Annotated in this window: 13 protein-coding genes; 6 read left to right on the top strand and 7 right to left on the bottom strand. The window is 69.5% G+C overall.

What is annotated here, in order from left to right:
* Nucleotides 1-28: 28 nt before the first annotated feature.
* Nucleotides 29-1,087 carry a zinc-dependent alcohol dehydrogenase family protein gene (locus tag ACIPSA_RS04255; RefSeq protein WP_402628530.1) on the bottom strand — a complete coding sequence of 353 codons (1,059 nt, stop codon included), beginning with the start codon at nucleotides 1,085-1,087 and terminating at the stop codon, nucleotides 29-31.
* 337 nt (nucleotides 1,088-1,424) lie between these two features.
* Complete coding sequence (locus ACIPSA_RS04250; RefSeq protein ID WP_402628528.1) at nucleotides 1,425-1,877, bottom strand: Lrp/AsnC family transcriptional regulator; 453 nt, start codon at nucleotides 1,875-1,877, stop codon at nucleotides 1,425-1,427.
* 81 nt (nucleotides 1,878-1,958) lie between these two features.
* Between ACIPSA_RS04250 and ACIPSA_RS04245 the strand changes: the two genes are divergently transcribed.
* From ACIPSA_RS04245 to ACIPSA_RS04235, 3 genes are all read left to right on the top strand, one after another.
* Nucleotides 1,959-3,152, top strand: coding sequence for a MalY/PatB family protein (locus tag ACIPSA_RS04245; protein WP_402628527.1), 1,194 nt, complete (start codon nucleotides 1,959-1,961; stop codon nucleotides 3,150-3,152).
* 103 nt (nucleotides 3,153-3,255) lie between these two features.
* The gene (locus ACIPSA_RS04240; RefSeq protein ID WP_402628525.1) at nucleotides 3,256-3,960 is read left to right on the top strand and encodes a DUF4328 domain-containing protein; all 705 of its coding nucleotides are present in this window, start codon (nucleotides 3,256-3,258) and stop codon (nucleotides 3,958-3,960) included.
* Nucleotides 3,961-4,749: 789 nt separating this feature from the next.
* Nucleotides 4,750-5,127: a hypothetical protein gene (locus tag ACIPSA_RS04235; RefSeq protein ID WP_402628524.1), complete on the top strand. Its 378-nt coding sequence runs from the start codon at nucleotides 4,750-4,752 to the stop codon at nucleotides 5,125-5,127.
* 72 nt (nucleotides 5,128-5,199) lie between these two features.
* Here ACIPSA_RS04235 and ACIPSA_RS04230 read toward each other — a convergent pair whose 3' ends face one another.
* From ACIPSA_RS04230 to ACIPSA_RS04220, 3 genes are read right to left on the bottom strand one after another with little or no spacing between them, the layout of a single operon-like run.
* Nucleotides 5,200-6,054 (bottom strand): phosphatase PAP2 family protein, encoded by an 855-nt coding sequence (locus ACIPSA_RS04230; protein ID WP_402628522.1) that lies wholly within the window; start codon nucleotides 6,052-6,054, stop codon nucleotides 5,200-5,202.
* Nucleotides 6,051-6,869 carry a VTC domain-containing protein gene (locus tag ACIPSA_RS04225; protein WP_402628520.1) on the bottom strand — a complete coding sequence of 273 codons (819 nt, stop codon included), beginning with the start codon at nucleotides 6,867-6,869 and terminating at the stop codon, nucleotides 6,051-6,053. Before ACIPSA_RS04225 ends, ACIPSA_RS04230 begins: the two co-directional genes overlap by 4 nt.
* Entirely contained in the window at nucleotides 6,866-7,519 is a 654-nt protein-coding gene (locus ACIPSA_RS04220; protein WP_402628519.1) for a DUF4956 domain-containing protein, read from the bottom strand. Before ACIPSA_RS04220 ends, ACIPSA_RS04225 begins: the two co-directional genes overlap by 4 nt.
* A 153-nt stretch (nucleotides 7,520-7,672) precedes the next feature.
* Here ACIPSA_RS04220 and ACIPSA_RS04215 point away from each other — a divergent pair, with 153 nt between their 5' ends.
* Both ACIPSA_RS04215 and ACIPSA_RS04210 read left to right on the top strand, forming a co-directional pair.
* Nucleotides 7,673-8,344: a response regulator transcription factor gene (locus ACIPSA_RS04215; RefSeq protein WP_402628517.1), complete on the top strand. Its 672-nt coding sequence runs from the start codon at nucleotides 7,673-7,675 to the stop codon at nucleotides 8,342-8,344.
* Nucleotides 8,341-9,720, top strand: coding sequence for an ATP-binding protein (locus ACIPSA_RS04210; RefSeq protein ID WP_402628515.1), 1,380 nt, complete (start codon nucleotides 8,341-8,343; stop codon nucleotides 9,718-9,720). Before ACIPSA_RS04215 ends, ACIPSA_RS04210 begins: the two co-directional genes overlap by 4 nt.
* Nucleotides 9,721-9,816: 96 nt before the next feature.
* Here the strand turns inward: ACIPSA_RS04210 and ACIPSA_RS04205 are convergent, their stop codons facing one another.
* On the bottom strand, nucleotides 9,817-10,119 hold the full coding sequence (locus ACIPSA_RS04205) for a hypothetical protein (protein WP_402628514.1): 303 nt from the start codon (nucleotides 10,117-10,119) through the stop codon (nucleotides 9,817-9,819).
* On the opposite strand from ACIPSA_RS04205, the gene ACIPSA_RS04200 reads away from it, so the two are divergent.
* A complete protein-coding gene (locus tag ACIPSA_RS04200) occupies nucleotides 10,114-11,259 on the top strand; it encodes a DUF3533 domain-containing protein (protein WP_402628513.1) in 1,146 nt (381 codons plus the stop codon). The two genes, ACIPSA_RS04205 and ACIPSA_RS04200, sit on opposite strands and share 6 nt — an antisense overlap.
* Before the next feature lie 33 nt (nucleotides 11,260-11,292).
* Here the strand turns inward: ACIPSA_RS04200 and ACIPSA_RS04195 are convergent, their stop codons facing one another.
* The gene (locus tag ACIPSA_RS04195) at nucleotides 11,293-12,513 is read right to left on the bottom strand and encodes a cytochrome P450 (protein ID WP_402628511.1); all 1,221 of its coding nucleotides are present in this window, start codon (nucleotides 12,511-12,513) and stop codon (nucleotides 11,293-11,295) included.

The raw sequence follows: 12,513 nt of genomic DNA, 5'->3' as shown, positions 1-12,513 counted from the left end.
GAGGGTGCCGCTATCCAAGTACCGCGTCCTACTCGTCGCCTTTGTCCCGGCCGTCTTCGAAGACGAGGAGCGGTTTGGCGCCATGAGCGGGTGTTTCGGCGAACGAGATGGCTTCAGTGAAGCGTTCGAGCGGGAACGGCCGGCCTTGGGGAATGCTCAGTACCTCATCAGCGACGAGGCTGCGAACCTCGGACAGTGCGCGCATCGCGTCCGTGGATGAGGCGGTGCCGAACCAGCGGTTCAGCCAGAAGCCACGGACCACTTTGGTCTCGTAGATGATTGAGCGCGCCAGTAGCGGAATCGTCAGCGCCGCCGAGTCGGTCTGCCGATGGGTGGAGAGCGCGCCGTAGACCACGACCTCTCCTCCCGGGGCCAATGCCTGGGACACCTGGGCGCCTACGCGGCCCGCGACACAGTCGATGGCTTTGCGCACGCCGGCCGGTCCCGCAATCTCAGCCACACGCTGCAACAGGTCCTCGTCCTCAGTGCAAATGACCTCGTCGCCACCGAGCGCCTTGATCTCCTCAACGGCATTGCGCCGCCGCACCACATTGATCGTGCGAATCCCCAGATGCCTGGCCAGCTGAATGACGAGCCGGCCGACGGTGGAGCCCGCCGCCGTCTGCAACAACCATTCTCCCGGCTGTACGCCGAGTTCGTGAGTCACCAGGAGCAGTGCGGTCAACGGGTTGACAGCGAGTTGACAGGCGCTGGAGTCACTCAGACGGTCGGGGACCGGCAGAAGCCTGTGTGCATCGGCAACAAGGTATTCCTGCCAGGTGCCGACCACACGCGGCCCGGGTAGGGCCGGGACAGCAACGGCCACTACACGCTCGCCGATCTTCAGTCCCTCCGTACCCGGACCCAGGGCCTCAATGCGGCCCACGCATTCCATGTGCCCGCCGACAGTGGGGAATTCGGGGGAGAAGCCGTAGCGGCCACGCAATACGTGCAGATCGCTGGCGTGAATCGGAGTCGCCTTCACACGGATCAACGCCTGGCCGGCTTCTGGCGTGGGAACAGGCCGGGATTCCAGTCGCAGGACATCGTTCGGCTCGCCGACCTCGCTGGCTACGAGCGCGCGCATGGAATGCGGCATGAGTGACCTTTCGTCTCTCAGCACCCGACGAACTCGGCGGACGTTCTGGGCCGGAACGACGCGACCTCCGGCGGGCCTAGACGCCATTTGTGCAGCTCGCCTCGCCTGACCGATCGCCAGGTGTCACCCCCGCACTCCTCCCAGCTTGCGCTCCTCCGTGAGCGCTGTCATGCCGTAAGCAGCCTTGCCCCCTGACGAAGCAGCCTTGCCCCCTGACGCGAGGCTCGCGACGTCATAAGAGCTGCACCAACGCGTCGACCATCAGGAGTCAGCCGCCCATGAACGCAATGGCCGTTCGCGGCCCGTTGGGTCTCGAACGACGCCGCTAGATGGGCATGGGGCGGCCGGCGATCACCCGCTTCATGACGATCGTCGACATGAGCTGGTTCACGTTGGGCAGCGTGGCCAGTTTGTCCTCGAAGAGGCGCTGGTAGGCATCGAGGTCTTCGGTCACCACACGCAGCAGATAGTCGGGGGTGCCGAACAGCCGCTCCGCCTGGATCACCTCGGGGATGGCCGCGAGTCCTTCGTCGAATGCCGCGAGCTGCTCGCGGTCGCCGTGGCGCAGGTGGACGAAGACCAGGACCTCGAAGCCCAGCCCGACGGCGGCGGCATTGAGGGCGGCGTGGTAGCCACTGATCACGCCGGTGCGTTCGAGCTCCCGCAGACGGCGCTGGCAGCGGGACACGCTGACCCGTACACGTTCGGCCAGCTCCGTGATCGTCTGCCTGCCGTCCTGCTGGAGCTGTGCAAGGATTTCGCGGTCAATCTCGTCCATGCGGCGAATTTTCGCATCTGCTGCCGCTCAGAGCGGCATAAGGCAAACACTTTGCACAAAATGCCGCATACCCTTTGCTGCATGAACAGCGCGAACGGCGGCATACCCAAAGCAGCGAATCCCCTGCGTCAGCTGTCCCTCGACCAGCTCCGGCTGCGTACGAGCGAGAAATGGCACGTCTATCCCCGCGACGTGCTGCCCCTGTTCGTGGCCGAGATGGACGTACTGCTGGCGGAACCGGTGGCCCGGGCCATCACGGACGCGGTCACCCGCGGCGACACCGGGTACCCGGCCGGCACCGCATACGCCGAGGCGCTGGCGGAGTTCGCCCGTAAGCGGTGGGACTGGGACGGCATCAGCGTGGAGCGCACGGCGATGATGCCGGACGTGATGCGCGGCATCGTCGAGATCCTCGACGTGATCTCCACTCCGGCCGACGCCGTGGTGATCAACTGCCCCGTCTATGCGCCGTTCTACCACTTCGTGGAACACACCGGCCGGCGCATCGAAGAAGCCCCGCTGGGCGATGGCCAGCGCATCGACTTCGCAGCCCTGGAGGAGGCGTTCGTCCGCGCCGCCCAGCACGGTCCTCGACCGGTGTTCCTGCTGTGCAGTCCGCACAACCCCACCGGGACCGTGCACACCGCCGACGAGTTGACCACCGTTGCCGCCCTGGCCGCCCGGCACGGCGTCCGCGTCGTCTCCGACGAGATCCATGCTCCCCTCGTGATGCCGGGGGCCGTGTTCGTTCCCTACCTGAGCGTCCCGGGTGCCGAGAACGGCATGGCGCTGATGTCGGCGTCGAAGGCATGGAACCTCGCCGGTCTCAAGGCCGCCGTCGCGCTCGCGGGCCCCACCGCGGCCGACGGCCTCGCCCGGATCCCCGCGTGGGTGCAGGAAGGTCCGAGCCACCTGGGCGTCATCGCCCACACCGCGGCCCTGCGCGACGGCACACCGTGGCTCGACGACCTGCTGGACGACCTCGCCGCCAACCGCAGACTGCTCGTCGAGCTCCTCGCCGAACACCTGCCCGGCGTCCGCTACGAACCCGGCGAGGGCACCTACCTCGCCTGGCTGGACTGCCGGGACCTGGGACTGGGCGACGACCCGGCGGCCGTCTTCCTCGAACACGGCAAGGTCGCCCTCAACTCCGGGCCCTCCTTCGGAACCGGCGGTGCAGGACACGTCCGACTGAACCTGGCCACCACACCCGAACTGATCACCGAAGCAGTACGCCGCATGGCTGCAACAACAGCCATCGCAAAATCGAGCTGACGTCGATCTCGGGAAACGGAGCCGTGACTTCCGGTCGTACCAATGGCTAAGATCCGCTGTGACCTGCGGAAAGTCCGCACAAGCGGGCCTCAGGAGGTACGGCATGAGGGGCAAAACGGCGTTGCCGGGCGGGCTCGCCCGGTGGACGTGCGGCATGCTCGTCTGCTTCGCGTCGCTGACGGTGGCCGCCGAGGTGGCGGGCTGGCACAAGTACCAGGTTCTGCTGGCACAACCGCTGGAGCCGTCCGACGACGGTGAGGCGTTGGTCAGGGCCGACATGTGGTTCGGGAACCTGACTGGGTGGTTGCAGGCGGCGTTCCTCGCGACCATGCTGCTGTTCGTCCTCTGGCTCGACAGCATGCGCTCACTCGCCGACACGGTCTGGCCCGAGGGGCAGCGCCGCCACCGTGCCTGGGCGCTCTTCGGCTGGCCGATTCCCCTGGTGCAGCTGTTCATACCGAAGATGTTCATCAATGACCTGTGGGCCGCCGCCCAGCCCGCGCCGTGGCGCCGTCGCGGTAACCCCCTGCTCACCGTCTGGTGGCTCACCGTTCTCGCCGCAGGCCACTGGGCGACGCTGGACCACTCGGCTCTCAAGCAGGCTGCAACAGCGGGCAAGGCCCGCCAGGCGCTGCGGCACGTGATGCTCAGCGACGGCCTGCACATCGGAGCCGCCGCGCTGACGATCGCCGTCGTCTGGCGGCTGAGCGGCCTGCTGCACCACGCGGTTGTCGAGGGGCAGCGAGGCTCCGGCGGGTCCGATACCGGGACCGCGCTGTCGCTATGCTCGGCCCATGACGTCACATGAGGCCGATGCCGCGTAGAGCCCCGGGCGAGCTTCGGGCCGTGATGCCCGATCGCCGGAGCGGTGCTGCGATGAGCGCATTGCTGATCAGTACGTGTCCTGGGCCGCCGGCGTGCACCGCCGTGCACACCTACCTCTTTGTCGATGGACTCGACCTGGTGACGCGCAGCGACAGCAGAGCGGTCGGCCTGCACCCGAGGGAACTTCTCCGCCCGGGCGGACCGCTCTACCCGACGGATACGCCTCGCGATGTGAGGGTGGCGGCTCACGGTCAATCCGAGTCGGACCCGGGCGGGCTCACTGTCAGGGTGCGGCTCCAAGGCGAGACGGTCATCTGGTCCGGCCTGACGTACCCGGACTTCGAGTGCGGGGCTGTTGAGGAGGTTCGCTTCCATCTGGCGCAGTACCTCGGTGAGGTCGAGCGAGTTCACGCGGCCTGGAGTGAACGGCCCTCGGGGTAAAGGGGGGCGCCTCCCGCTTCCGGTCGGGGACCGGATCGGACCGCACGCCGCACGCCGTACGCGGGAGCCGACAACCACAGCTCAGCGAAACGCGACCGCAGCCGACCGCCACCAGCTGTGTGGCGAGGTTTCGGCCTGGTGGTCGTCCAGGGCCGGGCGGGGGCCGGTTGCAGTCGCGGCGCCGGAGGTTTGCGGTGATCCTGTCAGGGAGACGCGGCTGGCTTCGCACAGCCATTGTGCGTCGGTGACCGCGCTGTACAGGAAGGCGACGGCTATGACAGCGATGCCTGGCAAGGCACAGCGAGGGCACGGGGGGCCCGACAGCGGCAAAGTGATCAGCAGTGCATCCCTGGCCGCCGGGGCCATGATGATGCTCAGCGGACCGCTCAGCATTCTGATGGGCGTATCAGGCATCGCGCAGGACAGCCTGTTCGCCTCCTCGTCCCAGTACGCCTACCGGTTCGACCTGACCTCCTGGGGCGTCATTCACCTCGTCGTCGGAGTGGCACTCGTCGTCGCCGGCCTCGGGGTCCTGACGGACAAGAGCTGGGGCCGCGGGGCCGGCGCAGCGACGGCAGGGATCAGCCTGATCACCCAGTTCATGTTCGTTCCGTACTACCCGGTGTGGGCCATCTCCGTGATGACACTCGACCTCCTGATCCTGTTCGCGCTGACGAGGTACCACATCGGAACCAGCGGCGGCCGGTGAACTCGAACAGGACCGTTGTCGGCGGGAACCAGGGCGGACCAGACCCTCGGCACTCGGCCCGACGGCCAGGAGTCAGTGGCCGCCGACGGTGAGCTCGTAGTCGCCGACGAGGTCACCGAGGAGAGTGCCGGCGGTGAGGTCGCTGCGGACGTGACCTGCCATGTAGAGGCGGGAGTAGAGGACTTCGTCCTGCATCCACCGGTAGTCCTCGGCCCGGTGCGGCGAGAGGGCGCTGAGGAAGGTGACGGCAGCGGCGGCCCGGGTGGCGTGGCGGGAGGGGTAGGAGTAGGGGCCCTTGGCACCGGGCTTGATGTGCTTCTCCGGACGGAGGGTCGGGTCCAGGACGAAGGGGGCCGGCAGCTTGTCGCGGGCGGCGACCTGGTCGCTGATGGTCTTGGCCAGTTTCAGGGCGGCCTTGAGTTCGGTCTTCTCCGCCACGCCCTGCTGGGCGGGGAGGAGTTCGCGCTGGTCGTGGAGGTAGAGCTTCCAGATGTCCTTCTTGCCGTTGAGCTCCAGCCAGGTGGCGGCCTTCTTCCCGGCGGCCGTACGGGTCTTGGCGAGTTGCTGGACCTGGTGGAGTTCGGCGGCGCGCTCGGCGGCGGCGGGCGGTGCGGGGATCTGCTGGGCGGCCCAGGCGGCGAAGGCCTTGTCGTCGCGGGTGGTGCCGTGTGCCTTCTTCCACTGGGAGAAGAGGGCATCGGCCGTCTTGCGCTGGGTGGCGGCCTGCTCGCCGATCGGCGCGATGTCGGCGTCCGGGAAGAGGCGCGGGGGCGGGTTCTGCTTGATGCGATCGGTCGCCGAGAGCTTCTGCTTGCCCGAGGAGGCCGTCGGAACCAGGTGCGGTCGCAGCAGGCCGAAGGCGGTGGCCGCCACGGCGAGCAGCGCGATGACGGCGTACGGCCATCTCATGCCGCGCAGGGGATTCATGCGGCAGGGATCCTTTCGGTGAGCGGTGCGGGTGTGGCTTCGGTGGTGAAGTGGCTGCGGGCGAGGCGGCGCACGTCGTTGTCCGGCAGTCCTGGGGTGAGCAGGGCCTGGCCGACGACGTACTTGCTGAGGGACACGGACCGGGCGCCGAGGCGCAGCAGCAGCCGGTCGGCCGGTGCCGGTCGGGCAGTTCCCTTTGTCTCGACGAGGACGTGTCCGGGATCGAGGGAGGCGGTGCGGTCGCCCAGGTGGCAGGTGAGGAGGCCGTCGAGCGTGACGCGGCTGCCGTGGTCCAGGTCGGCGAGGGCCGCGCGGACGTAGCGGACCTCAGCCGCGGGGGTCAGTGCGGCGGTGGAGACGGGGATGTCCGCCTGCCGCAGTACGGCGTCGACGAACTCGGCTGCGGAGCCGTCCAGCCGGCCGTAGGTGTGGGTGGGGGCCTTGAGGGCGTGTTTGACGGTGGCGCCGCGGCCGTCCTTCGTCTTCACCTCGACGCGGCACAGACCGTCCTCCGCGTACAGGCGAGTGCGGACCTTCCATCGCCGGCGGCGTCGCTGGACGTGGGCTCGCCAGGCGCCGAGCCGCTCGGTGTCGAAGTAGGTGCTGAGGTAGCTCGTCGTACGTCGGCCGGCCAGGTCGAGGACGTGGTGGCTGTCGGCGAGCCGGTCCACGAGGAGGCGAGCGCGATCGAGGGGGAGCAGGTACTTGCGGTCGGTGCGGTGCTGGAGTGCCGCGGCCGCATCGACCTCGGCGAGCGTGGCGCCGCGCAGTGCGGACAGGCCGAGGTCGGCCGCGAGGGCGGAAGCCGGCGTCATGAGACGGTCACCTGGTCACGCGGCTCGGTGTCCTGGGCGGTGGCGGGCTCGCCGGGTACGGCGGGATAGCGGGCGGAGACCCGGGTGGTCTCACGGACGTAGTCGACCTCGTCGATCACCACCGACAGCGGAGCCTGACCGAAGCGGAACGCGACGTCCTGGGCGATCAGGGAGGGGTCGTCGTAGACGCGGTCCAGGGTCAGTTTCACCGTGCGGGTCGGCGGCTGGTAAGCGCGGGGATCGTCCACCAGCAGGACCGCTACCAGTACGACCGCGTCCAACGCGATGGCGAGCCAGCTCTCGCGCCGCGGAAGTCCGGTGCACAGGGCTATGACCAGGGCCACGAACGTATAGGCGACGTCGCGCAGGGTGAACGCCGCGCTGCGCAGGCGGACGAGGGAGAGGATGCCGAACAGGCCGAAGCCGACCCCGGTCGGGAACTTGCCGGCGCTGATCGCGCTCATCGCCGCGAACAGGCCGACGTTCAGCGCGGCCAGGACCAGCGGCATCGCCGGTGCGCTGGGGCGGCGCCGGTAGAGCCAGCCGACCAGGATCAGCAGGGCGATGACGTCGAGGCCGCCGCGCGTGATCAGGTCCGTGGGTGCGATGTGGCCGGCGATGCCCTTGGCGGCGAGCACCGATGCGTCCATGACTGTCCCTTTCCGTCCCGGCACATCGGACGGCGGACCGGTCGCGGCCCGCGGTGCGCCGCGACGTGAAGGACGGTAGGGATGTCACATGAACAGACCATGAAGCCTTCCGGGCGCCCGGAACCGGGGTCGTGGGCGGTTAGCCTGGCCGGCATGCACTACCTGGTCGTCGATGACGAGACCCGCCTCACGAACCTCGTCGTCCGCTACCTCACCGAGTCCGGACACACCGCCGAAGGCCGCTACGACGGCCCCTCCGGCCTGGCTGCCGCCCGTGATCCCCGCCTGGACGGGGTCGTCCTGGACGTGATGCTGCCGTGCATGGACGGGGTCGAGGTGTGCCGTACTCTGCGCGGCGAGGGCATCGACGTCCCGGTGATCCTGCTCACCGCGCGCGGTGCGATCAGCGAACGGGTGGCCGGGCTGGACGCCGGCGCCGACGACTACATGGTCAAGCCGTTCGCCATGGAGGAGCTGCTGGCCCGGCTGCGGGCGATATCCCGGCGCCGCCCCGACTGCTCCGGCCGCCTCGAGGTCGGCGACCTCGTCCTCGACCCCGAGCAGCAGCGGGCCTGGCGGGCGGACACGGAGCTCGACCTGTCCCGGCGGGAGTTCGACGTGCTGCGGGTGCTGATGGAGAACGCGGGCCGGGTCGTGACCCGGCTGCACCTGCTCGACGAGGTCTGGGACGGCGAGACCGACCTGCGCAGCAATGCCATCGACGTGCACGTCTCCAAGCTGCGGGCCAAGGTCGACCGCGCCTTCGGCCGTACGACGATCACGACACTGCGCGGACGCGGCTACCGCCTGGAGACCGCCCCGTGACCCTGGCGGGTACGGGCAGACTGCGGGCCTGGTTCGGAAGGCTGCCCGTCGTCACCCGCCTCGTCCTGGCCGTCGCCGTCACCATGTCCCTTGTCCTGACCGGGGCGGCCGGGCTGGTCTACTGGCGGGTCCAGACCGCCCTCGACCGGCAGCTCCACGACGATCTGGCGGCCTACCAGCAGAGCCTCGACCGGGCTCTGCGCGCCGGCACCGCGCTGCCATCGGGCCCCAGCGGCAGCCTCTACCAGGTCCTCGACGTGCGAGGTCGTGTCCTCGGTTCCAGAGACGCCGTGGGCCGCAAGGCTCTGCTCACTTCCGCCGAACTCGACTCGGCCGCTCAGGGACACGCGGTACGACGTGATGTCGGCTCCCTGCTGCCGATCACCCCGGACACGCTGCGCCTCCAGGCCGAGCGCGTCACGGTCGGCGGAGCACCGCGCGTCGTCGTTGCCGCCGTTCGTCGAGGGCATCGCGACGAGGCCCTGCGTGAACTCCTCGCCCAGCTCGCCCTCGCCTCCGGACTGACCCTGATCGCCGCCTCGTACGTCGGCTACCGCACCGCCCGCGCCGCCCTGCGCCCCGTCGAGCGCTACCGCACCGCGGCTGCCACCCTCGCCGACGGCGCCCAGAACCTGCGCCTGGACGTGCCCGCCGACCGGGACGACGAGATCACCCGCCTCGGCCACACCCTCAACCGCATGCTCGACCGCTTGGAGGCATCCGCCGTCCGCGAGCGCCGGTTCGTCGCGGACGCCAGCCATGAGCTGCGCACCCCGCTGTCCCTTCTGCGGGCCGAGGTCGACGTCGCGCTGCACCGCCCCCGCCCGGCCGAGGAGCTCACCGAGACACTGCGCAGCGTGGACGCCGAGGTCCAGCGCCTGATCGATCTCTCCAACGCACTGCTGGACCTGGAAGAACTCGGCAGCACCGACCACATCACCCGGTCCCCTGTACGCCTTACCGACCTCGTCGACACGGCCGTCGCACCCTATGCACGCACCGCCGAACGGGCCGGACGCGACCTGACCGTCGACGTGGCGGACGCAACCGTCGGCGTCGACGACCGATGGCTCGTGCCCGCCCTCGGCAACCTCGTCGACAACGCCCTGCGCCACGGCCGAGGGACGATCCGCCTCACGGTCGCCGTCCATGAGGGCAGGCTGCGGCTGTGCGTCACGGACGAGGGGCCGGGCTTCCCGCCTGAGTTCCTGCCCCGGGCGTTCGACCGCTTCGCCCGTGCCGAAGCGAGCCGCACGAGCGAGGGATCCGGACTGGGGCTCGCCTTCGTCCACGCGGTGGCAACCGCCCACGACGGCACCGTGCATGCCGAGAACACCGGGCACGGGACCGCCGTCACCCTCGACCTGCCTCGCTGACCGGCGCCCGGGTCATCACTCGCCTTGTTGCCGGCTGCCGCGCGGTGCGGTCGGCCACCGCGGGACAGGGCTGGGACAGGGCTGGGACAGGTTGGATCAGGCCGGGTGAGCCTGTGCGCGCCGGTGGCGCTGTTCGCCCTCCTGGGCGAGTCGACGCAGCAGCGCCAGGACCGGTTCGAGCAGGAGGATCACGATGGCCGCTCGTTCGGCCAGCTGTGCCGGTGTGTCGATCCCGTCGAGCTGTTCCAGGTCGAGGCGGGCGATGGACGCGGCGAGCCTTGCGTAGGGGAGCAGGTCGTCGTTGCTGAAGGGGACGCCGAGACGACTGAGTTCCTGGAGACCCGCAGCCAGTGCCTGCGGGTGGGGCGAGTCGTCAACGCCGACCGGGGGGCCGTGCACGCGGGCAAGCGGATGAACCTGGGGGCGCAGATCACCGAGCGGGTCACCCACGCCCCGCAGCTCAAGGGCAAGGTCACCTGGAAGCAGGTGGACCGTGCCGAGGCGGAGCGGCTCATGAGCCGGGGCAAGGCATTCGGGACGCTGGTCGTCCCGAAGAACTTCTCCGGCTCGGTGCTGGGGCTCGCGGCCCATGGCAACGCCTCCCCGTCACAGCCGACGCTGGAGATCCTCACCAACCCCGCGGCCGGCAGCTTCGGCTCGAACATGGCCGAGCAGGTCAACCGTCAGGCCGCACACAACGCCTCGGTCGCCCTGGGCAAGAAGCTGGGGCAGCAACTGGCCCACCGGGCCGCCCGAGCCGAAGCGGCTGGGAAGCACGTCACCGCACCGAGCGTCCCCGAGCGGCTGCTGCTCGCGGACCCGGTCAAGGCCGTCGTCGCCCAGGGGTACCACCTGGGCGACCACGGCGGCTTCGGCCTGACCTCCTTCTTCTACACCCTGGTGCTGGTGCTCGGCGGCATGCTCGGCGCCAACGTGATCCACCTGCAGGTCGACACCGCCCTCGGCTACGTCGCCAAGGACCTCGGCCCCTTCCGCAGTGCCGAGCCCGTCCGGCACCTGAGCCGCACCCGCCACTTCCTCGCCGGCTGCGCACTCATGGCCGGAGTCTCCGCGGTCACCTCGGCGCTGGCGATGGGCGCCGCCGTCGGGATCATCGGCATCGACGCCTCGCACCTGCTGCTGCTCTGGATCTTCGGGGCCTGCGTGACGATGGCGATGGGCTGCACGGCGCTGGCCCTGCTGGCGGTCCTGGGCACCCCCGGCCCGCTGGTCTCGATGCTCGTGCTGATCGGCCTCGCCATACCGTCGGCGGGTGCCACCATCCCGCTCCAGGCGCTGCCGTCCTTCTACCGCTTCCTCGCCGAGTTCGAACCGTTCCGCCAGGTCCTCGACGGGGTCCGGTCGATCCTCTACTTCGGCGGCCGACTCGACGCCGGACTCGCCCGAGCCTGGACGATGACCGGCGCGGGGCTCGCGTTCTCGCTGCTCCTGGGACTGGGCCTGACCCATCTCTACGATCGCAGGGGCCTGCACCGCACCGCGCAGCTCCAGTCGGCCGCGCTTCCCTCGGCCGCCTGACCTCTCCGGGGGGGGCAGGACCGGGACGGGTGGTCAGGCGGCGCTCTGCTCGATGTGCAGATGGATCGGACCCCGAAGAACGGGGCTTCGCCGGTACGGTGGCGGGTCGGCGACCAGCCTGGGGCGGTCGAGGCGGCGTACCAGCTCGGTCAGCGCGATCTGGGCTTCCCGTCGGGCCAGCGGGCCGCCGAAGCACAGGTGGATGCCGCTGCCGAAGCCGAGGTGCTGGTTGTCGGTCCGGTCGGGGTCGAAGCGGTCGGGATCGCGGAAACGGTTCGGATCGCGGCTGCCCGAGGCCAGCATGAGCATGATCTGCGAGCCCTTGGGGATGACGGTGTCGCCGACGGTGATGTCGCTGTACGCCGCCCGCCAGGGAATGATGTGCACGGGCGGCTCGTAGCGCAGCAGTTCCTCGACCAGCGGGACGACGAGGTCCGGTTCGTCGCGCAGTCGCTGCAGCATCTGCGGGTGGCGCAGCAGCGTCAGTATGCCGTTGGTGATGAGGTTGACGGTGGTCTCGTGGCCGGCGATCAGCAGCAGGTTCGCGGTGCTGACGATTTCCGCGTCGGTCATCCGTCCGTCCGGCCCGTCATCGTTGGCCAGCCGTGTCAACAGGTCGTCGCCCGGCCGGCCGTGGCGTTGCTCCAGCAGCCCGCCGAGGTACTGGCGCAGGTCTTTGCGGGCCTGTACGCCCTTGTCCAGTTTTTCCTTCGGGTCGGTCCTGGGGTCGTAGTCGATCGAGTTGATGATGTCGTTCACCCAGAGGTGGAACCTCGGTTCGTCCTCGCGTGGCACGCCGAGCAGGCGGCAGATCACCGTGACGGGGAACGGGTAGGCGAAGTCGTCGACGATGTCGATCTGCTCCTTGCCCGCGAAGTCGTCGATCAGGCCGCTGACGGTGGCGGTCAGAGCGGGTTCTATGCCGGTCACCAGCCCCGGGGTGTGCGGGGGGCCGAAGTGACGCATCGCCATACGCCGCAGACGGTCGTGCTCGGGCGGGTCCATGTTGATGAACGCCGGCGTGGTCTCCGCATCGACCTGCGGCATCGGACGCGACAGATGGCGGACGTCGGAACTCAGGTGCGGGTCGTGCAGGATGTCCGTGAGCTCACGGTAGGTACTGATGACGTAGCTGCCGTCCTCCTGCCGGGCCACCGGCGTCTCGCGCAGTTCGGCGTAGAGCGGGTACGGGTCGGCCCGGGAGGAGTAGTCGAGGATCCGGCGCAGCGTGTCGGGCGTCTCGGTCGTGGTCAT

This window comes from Streptomyces sp. NPDC086549 (genome assembly GCF_044746205.1).
In the GTDB taxonomy this organism is placed as follows: Bacteria; Actinomycetota; Actinomycetes; order Streptomycetales; family Streptomycetaceae; genus Streptomyces.
This window is presented reverse-complemented; position numbering and strand designations above follow the sequence as displayed.

Bases quoted from the DNA above. Each gene is read 5' to 3' on its own strand.
- ACIPSA_RS04255 (WP_402628530.1), bottom strand. From the start codon at position 1,087: ATGCGCGCGCTCGTAGCCAGCGAGGTCGGCGAGCCGAACGATGTCCTG.
- ACIPSA_RS04250 (WP_402628528.1), bottom strand. From the start codon at position 1,877: ATGGACGAGATTGACCGCGAAATCCTTGCACAGCTCCAGCAGGACGGC.
- ACIPSA_RS04245 (WP_402628527.1), top strand. From the start codon at position 1,959: ATGAACAGCGCGAACGGCGGCATACCCAAAGCAGCGAATCCCCTGCGT.
- ACIPSA_RS04240 (WP_402628525.1), top strand. From the start codon at position 3,256: ATGAGGGGCAAAACGGCGTTGCCGGGCGGGCTCGCCCGGTGGACGTGC.
- ACIPSA_RS04230 (WP_402628522.1), bottom strand. From the start codon at position 6,054: ATGAATCCCCTGCGCGGCATGAGATGGCCGTACGCCGTCATCGCGCTG.
- ACIPSA_RS04225 (WP_402628520.1), bottom strand. From the start codon at position 6,869: ATGACGCCGGCTTCCGCCCTCGCGGCCGACCTCGGCCTGTCCGCACTG.
- ACIPSA_RS04220 (WP_402628519.1), bottom strand. From the start codon at position 7,519: ATGGACGCATCGGTGCTCGCCGCCAAGGGCATCGCCGGCCACATCGCA.
- ACIPSA_RS04215 (WP_402628517.1), top strand. From the start codon at position 7,673: ATGCACTACCTGGTCGTCGATGACGAGACCCGCCTCACGAACCTCGTC.
- ACIPSA_RS04195 (WP_402628511.1), bottom strand. From the start codon at position 12,513: ATGACCACGACCGAGACGCCCGACACGCTGCGCCGGATCCTCGACTAC.